The organism is Brucella sp. H1_1004 (assembly GCF_047308065.1).
In the GTDB taxonomy this organism is placed as follows: Bacteria; Pseudomonadota; Alphaproteobacteria; order Rhizobiales; family Rhizobiaceae; genus Brucella; species Brucella pseudogrignonensis_B.
Genome location: NZ_JAYKZA010000002.1, coordinates 163,710 through 185,237, shown reverse-complemented (window position 1 = coordinate 185,237; position 21,528 = coordinate 163,710). Strand labels below are relative to the sequence as shown.

The window sequence follows — 21,528 nt, the reverse complement described above, 5'->3', positions numbered from 1 at the left end:
AGATTATTGCGAAACAGCAAACTGTTAAGCCATACCAATGATTATTGGTCGATTGCCTTGCCCATTTCAGCAATAGCACGCTGGTAAACCTGCGCAGCATTCCAACCCTGGATCGCACCGTAGTTTGGTTCACCTGGCTGGTAGCCAGCACCGCGTTTCCAGCCGTGGCCGACGAGGAAGTTGGCGGTCGAATAAAGAGCGTCAGCCTTTGAACGCGCCATGTCGATATGGCCGCTGCCATCACCATCGACGCCGTATTTCAGAACGTTGACTGGCAGGAACTGGGTCTGGCCGATTTCACCGTGCATTGCGCCAACCGCATTCGGATCGAGGTCCTGATTGTCGATCAGCTTAAGTGCTGCGTAAAGCTGCTGTGTGAAGTAGTCACTGCGGCGGCAGTCATAAGCCAGCGTAGCAACTGCTGATAGCGTGTGCTGCTTGCCGAGATAAGCGCCGAAGCCGGTTTCCATGCCCCAGATTGCAATCAGTGGACCAGCAGGAACGCCATAACGCTTTTCAATTGCTGCGAAGAGCGCTGCATTCTGCTTCTTGATCGATTTGCCACGCTGAATGATGGTGTTAGCGCCACGCTTCTGCATGAACTGCTCAAACGTCAGCTTGAAGCTTTTCTGATTGCGGTCGGCATTGATGGTTGCCTGCGCATATTTGGTGTTCTTCAGAGCGTTGATGGCGCGATTGCCAATGCCGCGCGACTGCGCTTCCTTGATTGTCTGCTGGAGCCAGGCATTATAGCCAGCGCCATTGTTGCCACACTGGGCTGCTTCGACGATGCTTGTACCAGCCATCATGCTCACTGCAAGAACTGCTGCTGCCGTCCATGTCCGGCCCTTGGCAAACAATGCCATTCGTTTCTCCTTCGGAGTTGATTCTACCTCGGCGCGAATTTGCCATTCTTTACACCGGATGTCATGTTGCAATGGGCCCCTAAGCCCAAAGAACAGCGGCGCGCTTATAATCCTTTTTCCACGTAATCTTCAAGTTTTCGTAAACTGGCGCCAACTTGCCTGCTTTTATGGGCCAAACAGCCGTTTAAAAGTGCTGTTTTCTGGCTTTTGCTTGACATGACAGGCTCCCCACTTTAAAGCGACAGCCAATCTATCCGCGATCTTTAGAACGCGAGCCACCGACCGGGACCCATTTGGTATAAAAAGATCCCGGAGGTCCACATCCGACAGCGCGATGCGCCCTCGGGTGTTGTATCGCTTTGGTTGGTTCTTGAACTGGTTTGGTCAAAGAACGATCTATCCCGATGAAGCAATGAGCGTCCTCGCGGATTAAAAGGAAATTAGATGTTTGAATCACTTCAGGAGCGTCTTGGCTCCATTCTGAACGGCCTGACCGGACGCGGCGCTCTCTCTGAAAGCGACGTGGCGGCTGCGCTGCGCGAAGTGCGTCGTGCGCTGATCGAAGCCGACGTTTCGCTGGAAGTGGTTCGTTCTTTCACTGACCGCGTTCGTGAGAAGGCTGTCGGCGCTGAGATTCTTAAAAGCATCAAGCCCGGCCAGATGGTCGTTAAGATCGTCCATGACGAACTTGTCGAAATGCTTGGCACCGAGGGCGTTACAGTTGATTTGAACGCACCAGCACCTGTCGTCATTATGATGGTTGGTTTGCAGGGGTCGGGTAAGACAACAACGACAGGCAAGCTGTCGAAGCGCCTGACCGAGCGTAACCGCAAAAAAGTGCTGATGGCGTCGCTTGATACGCGCCGTCCGGCAGCGCAGGAACAGCTTCGTCAGCTGGGTATCCAGACCTCTGTCGATACATTGCCAATCGTCGCCGGACAGTCGCCGGTCGAAATCGCCAAGCGTGCCGTTCAGGCTGCAAAGCTCGGCGGTCATGATGTCGTGATCCTTGATACCGCTGGTCGCACCCATATCGACGAGCCGCTGATGGTGGAAATGGCGGATATCCGCAAAGCCGCCAATCCGCATGAAATTCTGCTCGTGGCCGACAGTCTGACTGGTCAGGACGCGGTTAATCTTGCGCGCAACTTCGATGAGCGCGTTGGCATTACCGGCATCGTTCTCACCCGTATGGATGGTGATGGCCGTGGCGGTGCAGCGCTTTCGATGCGGGCCATCACCGGCAAGCCGATCAAACTGATTGCCACTGGCGAAAAGATGGATGCGCTTGAGGAGTTTTATCCAAAGCGTATTGCCGACCGTATTCTTGGCATGGGCGACATTGTTTCGCTCGTCGAAAAGGCTGCCGAAAACATTGATGCGGAAAAAGCCGCAGCGATGGCCAAGAAGATGCAGTCGGGCAAGTTCGATCTCAATGATCTTGCCGATCAGCTTGGCCAGATGAAAAAGCTCGGCGGTATGGGTAGCATCATGGGTATGATGCCCGGCATGGGTGGCATGAAGGATAAGGCAGCAGCTGCCGGTCTTGATGACAAGGTATTTGATCGTCAGCTCGCGATCATCGGTTCGATGACCAAAGCCGAGCGCGCCAATCCTGATCTTCTCAAGCACAGCCGCAAGCAGCGCATTGCTAAGGGTTCTGGCACCAGTTCTGCCGACATTAACAAGCTTCTCAAGATGCACCGCCAGATGGCCGACATGATGAAAGTCATGGGCAAGGGCAAGGGCGGAATGATGAAGCAGATGATGGGCGGTCTTGCTGGCAAGATGGGCCTTGGTGGTCTTGGTGGCGGTATGGGCGGTATGCCTGATCTGTCCAAGATGGATCCTAAGCAGCTTGAAGCGCTGGCCAAACAGGCAGAAGCCGCTGGTCTGACCAAAGGTGGCGGAATGCCTGGCCTTCCCGGTGGAGGTCTGCCGGGCTTGGGCGGTCCTAAACTTCCCGGTTTTGGTGGCGGTCTTCCCGGCCTGCCAAAGAAGAAGTGAGTAAGATGGCTGACGAACAGAACACCGTACCCGCTGAACTTCTCTCTCTGCGTGCTTCCATCGATAATATCGATGCTGCACTCATCCACATGCTTGCTGAGCGTTTTCGCTGCACAAAGGCTGTGGGTGTGTTGAAAGCCGAGCGCGGCCTTGCTGCTGCTGACCCAGCACGCGAGAAGCGTCAGGTCGAGCGTCTGCGTGCGCTGGCTGTTGATGCGCATCTCGATCCCGATTTTGCTGAAAAATTCCTGAACTTCATCGTGAAGGAAGTTATTCGGCACCATGAGCATGCCGCTGCAAATCACAGCGGAAACTGAATAGCCAAACTGGCTTAACCGATTGCCCGACAGGGCAGGATAATTGACTAAAGGAAAGAAAAAATGGCTCTTAAGATCCGTCTCGCCCGCGCTGGCTCCAAGAAGCGTCCTTACTACCACGTTGTTGTTGCTGACGCTCGCAGCCCACGCGATGGCCGTTTCATCGAAACCGTTGGTGCATGGAATCCAATGCTTGCCAAAGACGCAGAGCGCGTAAAGCTCGACGCTGACCGTATCCAGCATTGGATTGCACAGGGCGCACAGCCAACCGATCGCGTTCTTCGCTTCCTCGATCAGGCCGGTATTGCAAAGCGTGAAGAACGCAGCAACCTGACCAAGGGTCTGCCAGGCAAGAAGGCTCAGGAACGTCTTGCTATGGCTAAGCAGGCTGAAGAAGAAGCTGCTGCAAAGGCCGCTGAAGCTGCTGCTGCCGCAGCTGCACCAGCTGAAGAAGCTGCAAGCGAATAATTTTTCGCATATTGCGAGTAAGAAGGCAGTGGAGCAATCCGCTGCCTTTTTTATTTGGTTTTCGACTTCGAGCAAATCGACTGGAAAATGCCGGAATTTCGTCTATCTTATTGATTTGACGGCTCGCATTTTCGTGAACGCGCATATGCCAGCATAGAGTTTTACAGCGCTGAAAAGGCGCCCTGTTCAGGAGAATACCATGTCGGCTGTAACGGCTATTCGTGCGTTTTCATTCCGTCGCATTTTCGTTGCTTTGGGTTTGGCTGTTTTGGTTCCGCTGCTTTCAGCTTGCGGCTTCAATACAATCCCCACAAATGATGAAAAAGCCAAAGCCGCTTGGAGCGAAGTGCAGAACCAGTATCAGCGCCGCGCTGATCTAGTGCCCAATCTGGTAGAGACCGTGAAGGGCTATGCCGCGCACGAAAAGGAAACGCTGGAAGCCGTGATCGAAGCTCGTGCCAAGGCGACACAGGTGCAGATTACCCCAGAAACGCTCAACAATCCTGAACTCTTCAAACAGTTTCAGGATAATCAGGCAAACCTAACCAGTGCGCTTTCACGCCTGATGGTGGTCGTGGAGCGTTATCCTGATCTGAAGGCCAATCAGAACTTCCTGGCGCTGCAATCGCAGCTGGAAGGTACGGAAAACCGCATAGCTGTGGCCCGACGCGATTATATTGAAGCGGTCCGCGTCTATAATACATCGATCCGCACTATGCCGACTATGATCTGGACATGGATCTGGTATCGTGATGCTGCGCCGATGCAAACATTCAGTGCCGATGCATCGAGCCAGAGCGCACCGCAGGTCAACTTTAACAACTGATTGGGCGAGCAGTGGCGGCGTTAATCCCAATGCGTGATGCGGTGGTTCGTGGCCTGAATTGGCCGCGATTGCTCGTGGTCTTGCTGCTTTTCATGTTTGCAAGCTTTGTTGCAGTTGGTGCCAACGCGCAGGATGCGTCAAAGCCGACACAGTCTTTGACAGGTCGAGTGGTTGATGCGGCTGGGATTATCGATCCGTCGCAATTGCAGCAACTCACACAGAAGTTGGCTGATTTTGAAGCAAAGTCATCCGATCAGGTGGTCGTAGTAACGGTACCGAGCCTCAATGGCGAAGACATCGAAAGCTACTCCAATCGTCTGTTCCGGGCTTGGGCCTTAGGGCAAAAGCAGGAGAACAATGGTGTCCTGCTGGTTGTGGCACCCAATGATCGCAAGGTGCGTATTGAGGTCGGTTACGGGCTTGAAGGTACGATGACCGATGCGCTTTCGAGCGTCATCATTAATGGCACGATCATTCCAGAATTTCGTAGCGGCAATTACTCTGAAGGTATCGTGCAAGGTGTTGATGGCATTTTGTCGGTTCTTTCCGGTGACGCCGCCGAACTGGAAGCCCGTGCCAAGCGGAATGTTCAGACCAGTTCTGGTTCCGATGACATCGACTGGGTTTTTGTTATCTTTATCATCTTCTGGGCGGTGATCTTCTTTGGCGGCTTCGGCATGGCGATCTTGACACCGATTTTTGGACGCAAGATTGGGCCTGGAAAATATCGCTGGCTTGGCATGGTTGTGGATTTTAATTCCCGTGGCGGTTCCGGCGGCGGCGGATTTTCTGGCGGTGGTGGCGGTTGGTCATCAGGCGGCAGAGGTGGCGGCGGCTTCTCCGGCGGCGGTGGGTCGTCCGGTGGCGGCGGCGCTTCGGGTAGCTGGTAAGGGAGACGTCTGTGAGTTCTAAAAACCTTATCAGCGAACAGGATCACGAGCGCATTGCTGTTTCTATCCGGGATGCGGAAGCCAACACGAGCGGTGAAATTTACGCAGTTCTGGCCCGTACCAGTGATGATTATTTCTTCGCGGCGGGTTTTGTTGCCACCTGCGGCATTCTGATTGTTTCGGTCATCATGGCTTTTCTCGCACATTGGTATTGGTTTGATATCAGCCTGCCGATGTTTGGCCTTGCTATACTTGCGGCTTTTGCCACAGCGATGCTGCTTTTGTGGTTGGTGCCATCCATTCGCATGTTGCTGGTGCCGCGCCATATTCGTTACAAGCGTGCGCATCTCAATGCTTTGCAGCAGTTTCTGGCACGCAATGTTCATATCACCGAACACCGAACTGGCATTTTGCTGTTTGTTTCTATGGCTGAACATTATGCGGAAGTGATTGCCGATGCAGGCATTCATGCGCGGGTGGAACAGGAAGAGTGGAACGGGATCGTTGCGACGCTGACGCACCATGCATCACGCTCGGAAGTGGCCGAAGGCTTTGTCCTGGCCATTGGTCAGGCAGGCCAATTGCTGGAGAAACATTTTCCGGCAGGCGCGCATAATGCCAATGAATTGGATGACCATCTCATCGAACTTTAAGTGCCATTAACAGCACAAGATTCGGCGGTGATTTGTGGCGAAATTTAGCTTTTGTGACGCTTACGTAAATACGCTGTGGCATTTCCGTACAGCCTCGTCGGCACATTCTGAAATTTTTCAAAAGCTTTCCGAAGTTTTGTTCCAATTTAAATGGATTAGATGCAAATTTTCTGACTTTCACAGAAATATTTGGTTGTTTTCAACGATTTGTCATCGAAACGAGCCGGCAATCTGCTAGTTTGGCGCGCATTGCCATCATGACAGGAGTATCCGACGTGACTGCAAAGCAGGATCGGTCGAGCAAAGTTAAGGGTTCCAAGGCAGCCAAGGAGGAAAAAAAGGGAGGAAAGTCGAAGACGCTAACCGCCTTTTCGCAGCTTCTCTTTGAATGGGCACCGCCCGAAGATCTCGCGGCATATGATGCCGCAGCGCTCGATAAATCTGCCCAGTATGGCTATGAAGCGCTTGAGTCCTATCGCAAGGGTAAGAGCATCATCAGCATCGATAACAGTATCGAACGCCATGGCCGCCCTGTCAGCGTCATTACCATCGTCAACGATAATATGCCGTTCCTGCTCGACTCGATCATGGGTGAGCTGAATGATCATGTCAGCCAGATTTTCATGGTTGTTCATCCGGTTCTCGATATTGAGCGGGAAAAAGACGGCCTGACTATTTTGGGCGAAGCATCGCAGCTCGCACCTGTTAAGGGCATCGAGCGCGTTAGCCTTGTGCAGATCCATCTGCCTCTGCTCGATAAGCAGGCTAAGTCCGATCTGACTGCCGCTCTCAAGCGTGTTCTTGGACAGGTTCGCTCTGCGGTCAGTGACTGGAAGCCAATGATCAAGCGCCTTGATGTGGCGATTGATGATTACAAGCGCGTTCAGAAGCTCACCCTTGATCCGGCTATGCCCGAAGCAATCGCCTTCCTTGAATGGCTGCGTGATGATCGTTTCATCTTCCTTGGTATGCGTGAGCTGACCTTCAAGGGGAAGGGTGATAAGCGAGATCTTGTTGCGGACAAAGAAACGCTTGGCATTCTCAATGACGGCGAAGTCCGCGTTCTGCGTAAGGACGATGACGATAAAGCGACGCCACGTGAAATCACAGACTTTCTCGACGGCAATGAACCGCTAATCGTGACGAAGGCGAATTCGCTTTCACTGGTGCATCGCCGATCCTATCTTGATTATGTCGGCGTGAAGATTTTCGGCCCAAATGGTGAAGCTATTGGTGAGCTTCGTGTTGTCGGCCTGTTTACGTCAGTTGCCTACACAAGCTCGGTTGCAGGTATTCCGTTCATCCGCTCTAAGGCGGATACGGTTATCAAGCATCTTGGCTTTAATCGTGAAGATCATTCCGGCAAGGCGCTTATCAATGTGCTGGAAGAATATCCCCGCGATGAGCTTTTCCAGATCGATACGGAAAGCCTTACGGCCAATGCCGAACTTATTCTGGCATTGGGTGAGCGTCCGCGCGTGCGTGCGATCCCGCGTCTTGATCGCTTTGGCCGTTTTGCCACTGTGCTGGTCTATATTCCGCGTGACCGCTACGATTCTGTTGTGCGTGAAAAAATCGGTCGCTATCTGGTCGATATTTATAGCGGCGACAGCTTTGAATTCCATCCGGTGTTCTTGCAGAACGGCCTGACGCGTGTACAGTTCGTCATCCGTCGCCATGAGCGTTCAACGCCGCATGTGGATCGCGATGCGCTGGAAGAAGAAGTGCGTTCTATTGTTCGCACATGGGATGACGCTGTGCGTGAAAGCGCGGATAGTGCTGATGCAAAGACGATTGCTCTGGCGTCAAGCTTCCCGCAATCCTATCGTGAAATCTTCACAGCGCCGGAAGCACTGGTCGATGCGCAGCGTATCGCTGGCTTGAGTGCAGAAGCCCCGCTTTTCGTAGACTTTTATCGCTATCGTACTGATGGACCGGATGCCGTTTCGCTGAAGATCTACCATCACGGTGCGCCGGTTGTGCTGTCGCAGCGTGTTCCGCTTCTTGAAAATATGGGCTTCCGTGTTGTCAGCGAGCAGACCATTGACCTGCCGTTAGCCGGCAAAGATGGTGCAGCTGTTTACGTGCATGACATGCAGCTCGTAAACGCTTATGGCGCGCCGGTCGATTTGTCCGACGATGGCGAAATGCTGGAAGATGTGTTCCGCACTGTATGGGACGGTCTGGCTGACAATGATGCTTATAATGCGCTGGTGCAGACTGCACGTCTCAGCGCACGTCAGATCATGATCTTGCGTGCCTATGGTCGTTATCTGCAACAGGCGGGTATTGCTTACTCGCAGGGTTTCATTGCGGCGGCGCTCAATCGTTATCCAGAAATTGCGAACGACCTCTATTCGCTGTTTGATCTGCGCTTCAACCCATCGGCTAAGCGTCGTGAAGCGGCGGAAACCAAACTGGTTGACGCTATTGAAACCGCTCTTCTTGGCGTACCAAGCATTGATGACGATCAGATTTTGCGTCGTTTTCGCAATCTGATCGAAGCAACGCTGCGTACCAATGCCTATCAGCCTCACGCAGACGGCAATCCACGCGTAACATTCGCGTTTAAGCTCAATCCGCGGCTTGTGGAGGGTCTGCCAGATCCACGCCCTTATCGCGAAATCTTCGTCTATGGGCCTGAAGTGGAAGGCGTGCACTTACGCTTTGGCGCTGTTGCACGTGGTGGCCTGCGCTGGTCGGATCGTGCACAGGATTACCGCACGGAAGTGTTGGGTCTGGTGAAGGCACAGCAGGTCAAGAATGCGGTGATTGTGCCTGTAGGCGCTAAGGGCGGCTTCTATCCGAAGCGTTTGCCTGTGGGCGGTGATCGCAATGCGGTGTTTGAAGCCGGTCGTGATGCTTACAAGGTTTTCATCTCGACGCTTCTTTCCGTCACCGACAATATTCACGACAATGATGTTGTGCCGCCTGTTGATGTTGTTCGTCACGATAAGGATGACCCATATTTCGTGGTGGCTGCCGACAAGGGCACTGCGACATTCTCCGATACGGCGAATGCGATCAGCCAGGCGCATGATTTCTGGCTCGATGATGCTTTCGCATCGGGCGGTTCTGCTGGTTATGATCACAAGGGCATGGGCATTACCGCTCGTGGGGCATGGGAAGCTGTGAAGCGGCATTTCCGTGAACTCAACACAGACATCCAGACCGAGCCTTTTACGGTTGCTGGTGTGGGTGATATGTCGGGCGACGTGTTCGGCAATGGTATGCTGTTGTCCGAGCAGATCAGGCTCGTAGCAGCCTTCGATCATCGCGACATCTTCATCGATCCGAATCCGGTCCCTGCTGACGGCTTTGCGGAGCGCAAGCGTCTGTTTGATCTGCCACGCTCGAGCTGGCAGGATTATGATCGCTCGAAGCTGTCGGAAGGTGGTGGCGTCTATAGCCGTAGTCAGAAAACAATTACGCTTTCAGCGGAAGCAGCAAAGGCCATCGGCCTTGGAAAAACCACTGCTTCACCACAAGAAATCATGACGGCGATCCTGAAAGCGCAGGTTGATCTTCTGTGGTTCGGTGGTATCGGCACTTATATTCGCTCAACCGCTGAGAACGATGCACAGGTCGGTGATCGTGCCAATGATGCGATCCGCATCACAGGATCGGAAGTGCGTGCACGGGTGATTGGTGAAGGTGCAAATCTTGGGCTGACGCAGCGCGGGCGTATTGAATATGCGCTGACCGGTGGTCGCAACAATACTGATGCTATCGACAACTCGGCAGGCGTCAATTGCTCTGACGTTGAGGTCAACATCAAGATTGCACTGGCTGCTGCCATGCGATCAGGCAAGTTAAAGCGCCCAGCACGCGACAAGCTGCTGGTGAGCATGACTGACGATGTGTCGGAACTGGTGTTGCGCAACAACTATCTCCAGCCGCTCGCATTGTCTCTGAGCGAACGTCATGGTCTCACGGAGTTGCCTTATCAGGCACGTTTCATGGCTGAGCTTGAAGCCCGTAAGCTGTTGGACCGTAAGGTAGAATATCTGCCTTCGGATGCGGTGCTCAATGATCGTCAGAAATCCGGTCAGCCGCTGACGCGTCCAGAACTTGCCGTTCTGCTCGCTTATGCCAAGTTGTCGTTGTCGGATGATCTGGTTGCAAGCAAGTTGCCTGATGAGCCATATTTCGAGCAGTTGCTGTTTGGTTATTTCCCGAAGCGCATGGTCAAAACATATGCGGAGGAAATTTCAAACCACCGTTTGAAGCGCGAAATCGTGGCTACTTTGCTGGCTAATGATGTGATCAATCGCGGCGGCATCACCTTCATCAGCCGTCTGGCCGATACGACAGGCAAGGCGCCTGCCGATATTGTTCGCGCCTATGTTGCAGTGCGTGATGGCTTTGAGATCGATGCGATCTATGACGCCATTGATGCGCTCGATAACAAGGTGGCGGGTGATGTGCAGAACCAGTTCTATCATCTGGTTGGCGAAATGCTGCTTGCAACGACAGCATGGGTGCTGCGCAATGACACAACGCGTGCAAACTTGACCGAACTGGTGAGCACGATCACCACTGCTCGCGCAGCGCTTGAGCCACGCTTTGATGGTTTGATGCCTGATTACCTCATTGAGGCGGTTCAGTCTGACAAGGCGGCCTTTGTTGAAAAGGGTGCGCCAGAGAAGCTTGCTCAGCGTCTGGCCAATCTTCAGCTTGCAGGCATCATGCCGGACATTGCGCTGATTGCACATTTGGCTTCTGCCGATCTTGTTGCAACCGCAAAGGCCTATTTTGGTGTGTCGCAAGCGTTCCGTATTGGCCGTATTGAAGAAGCAGCACGCACCATTCCAGTCACCGATTATTATGATGGTCTGGCCTTGTCGCGTGCGAGCGATACGATCACGCAGGCTGCTCGTGGCATTACAATTGCGGCACTCAAGAAATACGGCAAGGACAAAGACGCAGCGGCTGCGTGGTTTGCAGAAGATGCTGTCCGTATCGATCAGATCCGAAATCGTATGGTCGCATTGACCGAGGGCGGTGATCTCACCGTCTCGCGTCTCGCGGTTGCAGCGGGGTTGATGTCAGATTTGGCACAATAGAATGCATTCCATTGGAAATGAAAAGGGCAGCTTCGGCTGCCCTTTTTGCATTGTTGTGGTGTGAAAGCGAGCAGTGTAAGTTCGCAGCGCTTCACGGGGGACGGGCGCGAAAATGACGGAACATGCAATGCCAACAGACAGCTATTCTTCGCGCCGCGGTGTGTGGGGTTGGATATTTTTTGACTGGGCGGCGCAGCCGTTTTTTACAGTCGTCACGACGTTTATTTTTGGTCCTTATTTCATTTCCCGCATGGCAGAGAGCCCAGAGGCTGGGCAGATCGCATGGGGCTATGGCTTTGCAGCAGCAGGGCTTGCGGTTGCGATCCTGTCGCCAATCCTCGGAGCTGTGTCTGACAGAACAGGACCGCGAAAACCATGGATAGCGTTCTTTGCGATTATCAAGATTACAGCGCTTGCTACGCTGTGGTTCGCTGTTCCGGGTGCCAATATTTATTGGGTGCTGTTTGCATTTGCGTTGGCGATGATTGCGGCAGAGTTCTCGATTGTCTTTAATGATTCCATGATGCCGCGGCTTGTTCCGCAAAAAGATATTGGCCGGGTGTCGAATATTGCTTGGGGGCTTGGCTATCTTGGTGGCATGACGGTGCTGATTTTTATCGTGTTTTGTCTGGCTGCTTCACCTCAAACAGGTAAAACAATCATTGGCATTGATCCGCTGTTTGGGCTTGATCCAGTGAAAGGCGAAGACGGACGCATAGCCGGACCGATTTCTGCTCTATGGTATTTCGTGTTTATCCTGCCGATGTTTTTCTTCACGCCTGATGTGGCGAAAGGTGAAAAACTTGCACCAGCTTTGCGCTCAGGTTTGAGTGAATTGAAAAATACGCTTGGCGAAGTTCGCAAACGTCCCGGCATTACCCGTTTCCTGATTGCGCGTATGGTTTATCAGGATGGCGTCAATGCGCTGCTGGCGCTTGGCGCTGGTTACGCGGCAGTGCTATTCAGCTGGTCTATCACCGAAATTGGTCTGTTTGGCATGATCCTGAACGTGATGGCTATTTTTAGCTGTCTGATTGCAAGCAAGCTGGATACGCGGGTGGGATCAAAGGTTGTGGTTCTAGGATCGATTGTCCTGCTATTTATAGCGTCTCTTGGGATTGTATCGACGGGCCATGACTATACGATGTTTGGCTTAATTTCATTCGCGCCGACTGATGCGAAAGGCTTGTTCGCAACACCTGCCGAGCACGCTTATCTGATCTACGGGTTGATGATTGGAGCCGCATTCGGGCCTGTGCAGGCATCATCGCGGTCGTGGTTTGCGCGCAGCATTAAGCCTGAAGAGTCAGGCCGTTATTTTGGTATCTATGCGTTGGCAGGGCGGGCCACCAGTTTCATTGGACCATTTCTGGTGGCGACTGTTACAGCGCTCAGCGGATCGGCGGCGCTCGGCATGTCGGTGTTGGTCGTGTTATTTGGTGCAGGTTTTCTGCTGGCCAAAGCTACGCCCTATCCGGCTGAGCGTGTTTGAAAATAGGGCGCAGCGATGACGCTGCGCCCTATAGTTCACATCATGCCAGCAGCTTTGGCGCAGGTAACTGCGATCAGTCCGCCGATGATGGGGGCTGCTACGGGCACCCAGGCATAAGACCAATCCGAGCCACCTTTACCCGGAATTGGCAGCAATGCATGGGCGATGCGTGGTCCGAGATCGCGTGCCGGATTGATTGCATAGCCTGTTGGCCCACCCAGTGAAACACCAAGTGCCCAGACAAGCAGGCCGACCATCAGTGGTCCAAGGACGCCTGTTGCACCGACGGCCTTTGCCCCAATGGCAATGACAACGAATACCAACACGAAAGTGCCAATGATCTCTGTGAGGCAATTTGCCGGAAGATTGCGGATGGCAGGTCCGGTGCAGAAGACGCCGAGCTTGAGGCCTTTGTCTTCCGTTGGCTTCCAGTGGGGCAGGTAGGCGAGATAGACAAGCACTGCACCTGCGAAAGCACCAAGCATCTGCGCCGCAATATAGGGCGCTACGTTAGCCGCCGGAAAACTACCGGCCGCAAAAAAGGCAAGCGTCACGGCAGGGTTTAGATGACCTGCACTGCCAGCTGCAAATCCAACCATCACGCCGCAGAGAACCGCAAAGCCCCAGCCTGCGGTAATGACGATCCAGCCGGAATTCTGGCCTTTGGATTTTGCAAGAAGCACGTTTGCAACCACGCCATCGCCCAACAGGATAAGTACCATTGTGCCAAGAAATTCGCCGATAAAACCATTACGCATCATCTACTCCGAGAAAATAATTTAGGTACTAAAAAGCCGCCCGGTGAGCGGATTTACTCACCGGCTGTCGATAATCATTGATCGTTTTCAAGTTTGGTTTGTTACGAGAGCCTTCGTTTTAGAGCCCGTTTCGATCTGATTGAATCAGATCGGCGCTCTAAAACCTTTTACTTTAAGCATAATCTTATCGATCCTCGTTCCACTCCGGTCGGATTATGTTCTAATCGACCCAGTTGAGAGACCGCTGCACGGCCTTCTCCCACGCGTTGAACAGACTGGTGCGTTCCTTTGCCGTCATCTTTGGATGCCAGCGCTGGCCGACCTGCCAGTTCTCAATAATGTCGTTGGTCGACTTCCAATAGCCGACCGCAAGCCCAGCCGCATAAGCTGCACCCAGGGAAGTGGTTTCGATGATCTTCGGACGCACGACCGGAACATTCAGAATATCAGACTGAAACTGCATAAGCAGTTCGTTGATGGTCATGCCGCCATCAGCGCGCAGTTCAGTGATCTCTACACCTGAATCCTTGGCCATGGCTTCCAGCACTTCGCGCACCTGATAGGCACTTGCTTCAAGGGCGGCGCGGGCGATGTGACCTTTATTTGCAAAGCGTGTCAGGCCAGCAATGACGCCGCGTGCGGAATCTTCCCAATGCGGTGCATAAAGGCCGGAGAAGGCCGGGACGAAATAGACATCGCCATTGTCTTCGACTGTGCGCGCCAGTGTTTCAATGTCAGCGCTGGCTTTGATAATGCCAAGATTATCGCGCAGCCATTGCACAAGTGCGCCGGTGATGGCAATCGAGCCTTCCAGCGCATAGACTGGCTTTTGTTCACCAAGCTGATATGCAACAGTCGTGAGAAGTCCATAGGTGGATGGAACCAGCTTCTCCCCTGTATTCATCAACATGAAGCAGCCGGTGCCATAGGTGTTCTTGGCTTCGCCCGGATCAAGGCAGGCTTGACCGAAAAGGGCTGCCTGCTGATCGCCCAGAATGCCTGCAAGCTTCACACTGACAAGCGCGGGCAGGGTAATCTCGCCATAGACTTCGCTGGATGAACGAATTTCCGGCAGGCAAGCTGCGGGAATACCGAACAGCTGCAAGATTTCCTCGTCCCATTTGAGCGTAGACAAGTCCATCAACTGCGTGCGTGACGCATTGGTTACATCAGTGATGTGAATGCCGCCATTTGTGCCGCCGGTGAGATTCCAGACAAGCCAGCTATCCATCGTGCCGAACAGCGCATCGCCTGCTTCTGCCTTTTCACGCGCTCCCGGAATATTATCAAGTATCCAGCGCAGTTTAAGGCCGGAGAAATAAGTCGAAATTGGCATTCCGGTCTTATCGCGCAGACGATCTGCACCACCATCTTTCACAAAATGATCGACCAGCTCGTCCGTACGTGTGTCCATCCAGACAATGGCATTATAAAGCGGTGCGCCGGTATTCCTGTCCCACAGCAGCGTTGTTTCGCGCTGATTGGTAATGCCTACGGATGCAATATCGGAAGCCTTGAGCTTCGCTTTCTTCAGCGCTTCGCTGATAACATGCTGCGTATTGCGCCAGATTTCATTGGCATTGTGCTCAACCCAGCCAGCCTTGGGATAGATCTGCTCATGTTCGCGCTGATCCATTGCGACAATATTGCCGTTTCTATCAAAAATAATGAAACGCGAACTGGTGGTTCCCTGATCGATAGAACCGACGAACTGTGTCATTAAAAATGCTCCTCCGCGTTTCATTGCAGTCTAAACTGAACTTAAACGAAAGTGATATGAATGCAAAGAAATAGCCCCCGCAACACCGAAGTTGTGGGGGCTAAAAATTGTTTCAGCAGTTGCTGAAATTAATGGCGGAAGTGACGCATACCAGTCATCACCATGGCAATGCCATGCTCGTCAGCAGCTGCAATCACTTCATCGTCACGCATCGAGCCGCCCGGCTGGATAACCGCAGTGGCGCCTGCCTGAACAGCAGACAGCAAACCGTCAGCAAACGGGAAGAACGCGTCGGATGCAACAACGCAGCCCTTGGTCAGCGGCTCAGCAAGACCGGCTGCTTCTGCTGCATCTTCTGCCTTACGCGCTGCGATACGGGCCGAGTCCACGCGGCTCATCTGGCCTGCGCCGATGCCGACTGTTGCGCCATCCTTGACGTAAACAATGGCGTTCGACTTCACATGCTTGCCAACGCGGAAAGCGAACTTCATGTCGTTGAGTTCGGCTTCGCTCGGGCTCCGCTTGGTGACGACCTTGAGATCAAGGTCATCGACATTGCCGTTGTCGCGTGACTGCACCAGCAGGCCGCCTGCAACGGTTTTCGCTGCAATGCCCTTGGCGCGCGGATCAGGCAGACCGCCCGTTACCAGCAGACGCAGGTTCTTCTTGGCTGCAACGATCGCCTGTGCGCCTTCGGTCGCGTCCGGTGCGATGATGACTTCGGTGAAGATTTTGACGATTTCTTCAGCGGCGGCTTCATCAAGTGTCTTGTTGAGCGCAACAATACCACCAAAGGCCGAAACTGGATCGCAAGCGAGCGCCTTGAGATAGGCTTCCTTGATGGTGGCGGCTTCCGCAACACCGCATGGATTGGCGTGCTTGATGATGGCAACGGCTGCGGTGCGGGCTGGGTCAAACTCGGCTACGAGCTCAAAAGCGGCATCGGTGTCGTTGATGTTGTTATAGGAAAGCTGCTTGCCCTGAAGCTGGGTTGCTGTGGCCACGCCCGGACGCTGTTCGCCCGTCAGATAAAAGCCCGCGGTCTGATGTGGGTTTTCACCATAGCGCATGACGGAGTGCAGCTTGCCTGCAACCGAGCGATAGGTTGGGGTTTCATCATTGATTGCTTCGGCAAACCAGTTGGAAATAGCAGCATCATAAGCGGCTGTGCGTGAAAATGCCTTGGCTGCGAGCTTTTTGCGGAAAGAAAGAGGCAGCGAGCCTTCGTTCTTTTCGAGTTCAGTTACAACGTCTGCATAGTCAGCCGGATCGACAACGGTTGCGACATAGGCGTGGTTCTTTGCCGAGGCGCGGATCATGGCCGGTCCACCAATGTCGATGTTTTCGACAGTGGTGTCGTAGTCGCCGCCCTTGAAGCGGACTTCTTCAAATGGGTAGAGATTAATGACGGCCAGATCGATGCCGCCAATACCGTGGGCTTTCATCGCCGCAACATGTTCAGGATCGTTGCGCACTGCAAGCAGGCCGCCGTGAACCGATGGATGCAGAGTTTTTACGCGCCCGTCCATGATTTCCGGGAAGCCGGTAACTTCCGAAACGTCTTTTACAGGAATGCCTTCGGCGGCAATCGACTTGGCGGTGCCGCCGGTCGAGAGAATTTCAACGCCGTGGGCATGAAGTGCCTTAGCGAAATCGATGAGACCGGTCTTGTCGGACACGGAAAGAAGGGCGCGGCGCACCCGATGAAGATCGGGAGCGGGAATATGCTTGGAGCTGACAGCCATAGGAAACGGTCTCTTCGTTGCTGAAGCGTTTTGCGTTCAGGAAGGGTGGGACGATGGCGAGTTAGCACAGCTGAGACGTGAATCATACCCTAAAAGCCAGAGATCGAAGCTTTATGAGCTAGGTATAGCTTCCGATGGCAACACGGCTGAATTGCCAGTTCACTTCCGGCAGTTCGTGTGCCGGGAACGAGAGTACGATTTGCTTTGATGTCACAGGTCCGCGGAAACCAGCAAAGAAGATGCTGTCTTCAAGCTGCGGAGCCACTTCAAAGCAAGAGAAAGCCCATGTGTCGTCGTGCGGAGCACTTAGATTTATCAGCCCGTTTTCATCAAACGAGATTTCCACCGACGGATGGATATGAAACCGCACAGCAACATTATCGCGGCCATTGGCTTTCAACGCTTTGGCATCGCCACGATAGAAACGGTCGGCACCCTGAATGACACTCCCATTATGTGAAAGCACAACACGGCGTTCATGAAAAATACCGAACAAGCGAACATAGCCATCATGGTTCGCGACAAAACCTTGCCGCCCCTGATCTTCCACACGGTCGCGTTGAACGCGGGTCGGGCCGGCAACGATTGGTGTGCCAATCATGCTGGACAGGCCGGTATTATGACTGAAACGGCATGATGACGTATCATTGATGGTGGCGGTCGAATGTGCGGCAGTTGAGCGACCTAGGGGACGAAATTCCGGCGGGCCGTAACGGTCGATGCCGGAATTTACAATATAGCGCTGGCGCCCTGAGGACATTTCAAAGGCGAGGCAACCGGCATGGGCATCGCGCGATGCCGTCACCGGCGGCGGCAGACCCGTATCGGCGATAATCGTGGTCGCCCCCATCGAAAGGCGTTCATAACCGGAATAGGGCGCGTGTGTCAGCGGTGAGCCTGCGGTTTCATCATGACGCAGCACGGAAATGATGCGCTCAGACAAGGTCGGGCCGACGCCGTTAAACAATGCGAGACTTCCATCCTGATGTCGGAAGAAACGCAGCGCCGGCAACATACGCTCGACCGCTTCGATCAATGCCTTTGGCGGGGATTCCGTGCCATTGGCATAGGTCTGACGCAGCGGCAGAAGATCGGCCAGCAATTCAAGGATCGTCACCGGATTGCGCGAGGTATGCCCGCCATCAGGAAGGATTTGCCGTTTCAATTCATATTCGAGATTGCGGCGTGCGGCGCGCGCGGTCGGCGGCGAAACGGGTAGGGCAAGTGCTGCAAAGGCAAGCGCAATGCGCGCACGCAGACGTTCTTCGCCGTCATCCATGGCGGAGGCGACGGTGCGCAGATAACGCACTTGCATGGCAAGCGAACGCATAAACTTGCGATAAGCAGGTAGTTCTGCGCCAGACAAAATCAGATTGGAATGCTGCAGCCAAGCGATGATGCGCTGCGCCGTTACTTCCGGCGACCAGGCAAGACCGCCGATGCGCTTGCCATAAAAACGCATCCAGTCATCGACCAGTGCGCGCGCGTTTGCGGTGGCAAGTTCGCTGTTGGCACTTTTGAGATGCCTAAGCCAGCCAAAGCCCTGAAGCGCTGCTTCCCATTCCGATGTTGGTGGTTCGACTGCAAAAGGCGACATGCCGCCAGTTTCAACAAGCCGACCAGCCAGCGCGAAACGACCGTGGTAGAATTCCTGTGCCAATTGTGGATCGGCAACGCGGAGATCGGGGGGAGCAATCAGGATGCGTTCCGGCGTGAAGCCGGTGAAACGCCAGCGGTAAAGCGGGCCCATGCGCAGGCGACGGCTAAACTTGCGCCAAGCCTGTGCAACAGCCAGTCCCCAAAGATGCGGGGTTTCGCTCAACGCGACTGCCACCCTCTCGTTCTCCGTATTCAAATTCATTCGCAATGGACCCGATAAGGCAGGTCCGTCCTTTCACGTCATGATGTATCGAAATGCCGGTTTCCGGACTTCGGAATCATGCATTCTTAGAATCGTCTATAATGGTGAATCGAGTGTTAACCATAATGGGTGCAAAGCACCCATTATGCCAAATCCATCGATTTTAATCAGCAATTGCTAACTGATTAAAGCGCGTCGCAATTTATCGTATTCAAGAGACGCGCTTTAAGTCGTTGTTTTCACGCATGTCGTTATCGGATTGAAGCGGGATCAGAAATTAGTCCAGTGGACTAATTTCCCCGCGCAGGCGATTCCCACTTTTCCGCGACATGCTTTAGGCCTTACGTCTGAAACGAGCGGCGAAAAAGCCGTCCATGCCTGCCATATTCGGATTACCATCGAACCTTTCCGGAGGCAGATCGGCAGGGGTTGAGCGCAGGAAGCCTTCTTTGGTGACCAAGCCTTCAAGGCCGGGGCAATCGTCAAGCGTGATAGGATAGGCTTCAATGGCCGGATTTTTGAGCGCATTGCGGGCCATGTCCTCGCCCTCCTGCGGATGCAACGAGCAATTGGAGAACAATATCGTGCCGCCGGGTTTCACAAGCGTGATGGCCTTCTCAAGCATTTTGGCCTGAAGTGTCGCGAGCTTCTTAATATCCTGCGGTGTTTTGGTCCATGGCACATCCGGGTGACGGCGCACGGTGCCGGTGGATGAGCAGGGCGCATCCAGCAATACGGCATCAAACAACGTATCCGGCTTGAAATCCATCATATTGCTTGCAACCGTGCGGGCTTTAAGGCCCAGACGTTCCAGATTGCCGTCTAGGCGCTTGAGGCGGTTCTCTGACATATCAAGCGCTGTCACATCAGCACCCTGAAGCACAAGCTGTGCTGTCTTACCGCCGGGGGCTGCACAAAGATCGGCCAAGCGCTTGCCTTTGATGTCGCCCATCAGGCGCGCTGGCAAGCTTGCGGCGGCATCTTGCACCCACCATTCGCCTTCGGCAAAGCCGGGCAGGTCGGTGAGGTTGCCCGCAACCGTTTCAAGACGGACAGAACCGTTAGGCAAGGCTACACCGCTGAGCTTCTCTGCCCATTCCTTCGGATCACCTTTAACGGTGAAATCGATTGGCGGCTCGTAACCATGCATAGTCAAAATAGCTTCGGTTTTCTTGGGGCCATAGGAATCGATTAGGCTTCTTGAAAACCATTCCGGCACATTTTTTTCAGGCTGCAATGTGTGCTCGAGCGCGCGTTCTTTGTTACGCGACAGACGACGCAGAAGAGCGTTCACCAGACCTGCATATTTGCGATTGCGCGGGTCATAATTTGCCGCTTCAACGGCCAGATCAACCGCTGAATGATCGGGCAGGTTGAGATAGAAAATCTGCGCGACAGCAACATGCAGCAAGTGTTTGAGCGCATGCGCATTTTCTGGCAATGGGCGATCAAGACGCTTGTTGATCGCCCTATCAATGCTGCCGCGATTGCGCAGTGCGGAGCCCAAAATGGCGCGAACCAGCGCGCGGTCGCGTGGTTCGAGCGCGAGATATTGCGGATGCCCGTGGCTGTTATCTGTCAGACCGTCAAGCGATGTGTTCTTTTCAATCACCGCACCAAGCAGCCGGGCCGCAGTCAGACGTGCAGCAAGACCGGGCCTTTGCTGTTCAGCACGGTCTGCGACGTAATCATGTGTCTGCGACTTGTTATTTCCACGCTTCGGCGCAGGTTTCTTATCGTTCACGCTGTTCTACTTTATCTAACGCTTGGGATGCGTTTTTACGACCACGGGCCTCGGTAGCCAGAATTGGAACCACCGCTGTTATTTTTGTCTGCATTACCACTAGTTTGCCCCCAAGGACCACTGTTTTGTGCAGGGGCCGCGTTTCGCTGCGTTATTCCCGCTGAGCGAATACCCATTTCAGCTGCCATCTGTTCGAGTGCCTGAATACGATTGTCGGTATCAGGGTGGGTCGAGAACAGATTGTCTGCACCACGTCCGCTTAGCGGATTGATGATGAACATATGCGCTGTCGCGGGGTTATGTTCGGCTTCTTCATTGACAACAGACTTGGCGCCACGCGCAATCTTGCCAAGAGCTGAGGAAAGCCAGAGCGGGTTGCCGCAAATCTCGGCACCACGACGATCGGCTGCATATTCGCGGGTGCGGCTGACGGCCATCTGCACGATCATTGCCGCAAAAGGCGCTACGATCATCGCGAGGATCGTGCCGATCACGCCGATGATGCCATTGCCGTTTTCGCGGTTTCCACCAAGGAAGAAAGCGAAATTGCCGAGCATGGAAATCGCACCGGCAAGCGTTGCCACGATTGTCATGGTCAGCGTATCGCGGTTTTGAACGTGCGCCAGCTCATGCGCCATCACACCCGCAACCTCTTCTGGCGTCAGGCGGTTGAGAAGGCCAGTTGTGGCTGCAACGGCAGCATTTTCCGGGTTGCGACCTGTGGCAAAGGCGTTGGGCTGGTCTTCATGGATGATATAGACTTTTGGCATCGGTAGTCCTGCATTGGCAGCGAGACCACTGACCATCCGATAATAATCGGAGCCGGAACGCTCATCGACTTCCTGCGCATTATACATGCGCAGCACCATTTTGTCGGAGTTCCAATAGCCAAACAGGTTCGTGGCTACAGCGACCACGAGCGCGATCATCATGCCGCCGCCGCCGCCCAACAAATAACCAATGCTCATGAACATGACTGTCATGAGAGCAATCAGCATGGCAGTTTTCATCATATTCATGTGTCGAGATCTCCAATTCAGCAACAGTTTATATCAATCGGGGTTTTGCTTACCCACGAAGTTTAACTATATGATGGGTATGGAACGTTACCGCTT

The 21,528-nt window shown here is 53.7% G+C and carries 15 protein-coding genes; 8 read left to right on the top strand and 7 right to left on the bottom strand.

Going from position 1 to position 21,528, the window contains the following annotated elements:
- Positions 1 to 41 precede the first annotated feature (41 nt).
- Entirely contained in the window at positions 42 to 866 is an 825-nt protein-coding gene (locus U2P60_RS08105; protein WP_413572156.1) for a lytic murein transglycosylase, read from the bottom strand.
- 444 nt (positions 867 to 1,310) lie between these two features.
- Here U2P60_RS08105 and ffh point away from each other — a divergent pair, with 444 nt between their 5' ends.
- The 8 genes from ffh to U2P60_RS08065 all read left to right on the top strand — a co-directional run bounded on the left by ffh (position 1,311) and on the right by U2P60_RS08065 (position 12,585).
- The gene (gene ffh, locus U2P60_RS08100) at positions 1,311 to 2,873 is read left to right on the top strand and encodes a signal recognition particle protein (protein ID WP_413572155.1); all 1,563 of its coding nucleotides are present in this window, start codon (positions 1,311 to 1,313) and stop codon (positions 2,871 to 2,873) included.
- 5 nt (positions 2,874 to 2,878) lie between these two features.
- Complete coding sequence (locus U2P60_RS08095) at positions 2,879 to 3,190, top strand: chorismate mutase (RefSeq protein WP_036566570.1); 312 nt, start codon at positions 2,879 to 2,881, stop codon at positions 3,188 to 3,190.
- A 63-nt stretch (positions 3,191 to 3,253) separates the two neighbouring features.
- On the top strand, positions 3,254 to 3,658 hold the full coding sequence (gene rpsP, locus U2P60_RS08090; protein WP_313827267.1) for a 30S ribosomal protein S16: 405 nt from the start codon (positions 3,254 to 3,256) through the stop codon (positions 3,656 to 3,658).
- A gap of 199 nt (positions 3,659 to 3,857) precedes the next feature.
- Entirely contained in the window at positions 3,858 to 4,484 is a 627-nt protein-coding gene (locus U2P60_RS08085) for a LemA family protein (protein ID WP_413572154.1), read from the top strand.
- 92 nt (positions 4,485 to 4,576) lie between these two features.
- Positions 4,577 to 5,374 (top strand): TPM domain-containing protein, encoded by a 798-nt coding sequence (locus U2P60_RS08080; protein ID WP_413573719.1) that lies wholly within the window; start codon positions 4,577 to 4,579, stop codon positions 5,372 to 5,374.
- A gap of 11 nt (positions 5,375 to 5,385) precedes the next feature.
- Complete coding sequence (locus U2P60_RS08075) at positions 5,386 to 6,027, top strand: TPM domain-containing protein (protein ID WP_313827263.1); 642 nt, start codon at positions 5,386 to 5,388, stop codon at positions 6,025 to 6,027.
- Between the two features lie 275 nt (positions 6,028 to 6,302).
- Positions 6,303 to 11,093, top strand: coding sequence for an NAD-glutamate dehydrogenase (locus U2P60_RS08070; RefSeq protein ID WP_413573717.1), 4,791 nt, complete (start codon positions 6,303 to 6,305; stop codon positions 11,091 to 11,093).
- A 112-nt stretch (positions 11,094 to 11,205) separates the two neighbouring features.
- The gene (locus U2P60_RS08065; protein WP_413572153.1) at positions 11,206 to 12,585 is read left to right on the top strand and encodes an MFS transporter; all 1,380 of its coding nucleotides are present in this window, start codon (positions 11,206 to 11,208) and stop codon (positions 12,583 to 12,585) included.
- A gap of 35 nt (positions 12,586 to 12,620) precedes the next feature.
- Here U2P60_RS08065 and U2P60_RS08060 read toward each other — a convergent pair whose 3' ends face one another.
- The 6 genes from U2P60_RS08060 to htpX all read right to left on the bottom strand — a co-directional run bounded on the left by U2P60_RS08060 (position 12,621) and on the right by htpX (position 21,432).
- Positions 12,621 to 13,343 carry an MIP/aquaporin family protein gene (locus tag U2P60_RS08060; RefSeq protein ID WP_413572152.1) on the bottom strand — a complete coding sequence of 241 codons (723 nt, stop codon included), beginning with the start codon at positions 13,341 to 13,343 and terminating at the stop codon, positions 12,621 to 12,623.
- Between the two features lie 220 nt (positions 13,344 to 13,563).
- Positions 13,564 to 15,063, bottom strand: coding sequence for a glycerol kinase GlpK (gene glpK / locus U2P60_RS08055; protein WP_413572151.1), 1,500 nt, complete (start codon positions 15,061 to 15,063; stop codon positions 13,564 to 13,566).
- Positions 15,064 to 15,191: 128 nt separating this feature from the next.
- The gene (purH, locus tag U2P60_RS08050) at positions 15,192 to 16,808 is read right to left on the bottom strand and encodes a bifunctional phosphoribosylaminoimidazolecarboxamide formyltransferase/IMP cyclohydrolase (protein WP_413572150.1); all 1,617 of its coding nucleotides are present in this window, start codon (positions 16,806 to 16,808) and stop codon (positions 15,192 to 15,194) included.
- A gap of 118 nt (positions 16,809 to 16,926) precedes the next feature.
- The gene (locus U2P60_RS08045; protein WP_413572149.1) at positions 16,927 to 18,642 is read right to left on the bottom strand and encodes a heparinase II/III family protein; all 1,716 of its coding nucleotides are present in this window, start codon (positions 18,640 to 18,642) and stop codon (positions 16,927 to 16,929) included.
- Between the two features lie 361 nt (positions 18,643 to 19,003).
- Positions 19,004 to 20,413 carry an RsmB/NOP family class I SAM-dependent RNA methyltransferase gene (locus U2P60_RS08040; RefSeq protein WP_413572148.1) on the bottom strand — a complete coding sequence of 470 codons (1,410 nt, stop codon included), beginning with the start codon at positions 20,411 to 20,413 and terminating at the stop codon, positions 19,004 to 19,006.
- Positions 20,414 to 20,448: 35 nt separating this feature from the next.
- Positions 20,449 to 21,432: a zinc metalloprotease HtpX gene (gene htpX, locus U2P60_RS08035; RefSeq protein ID WP_413572146.1), complete on the bottom strand. Its 984-nt coding sequence runs from the start codon at positions 21,430 to 21,432 to the stop codon at positions 20,449 to 20,451.
- Between the last annotated feature and the right edge of the window lie 96 nt (positions 21,433 to 21,528).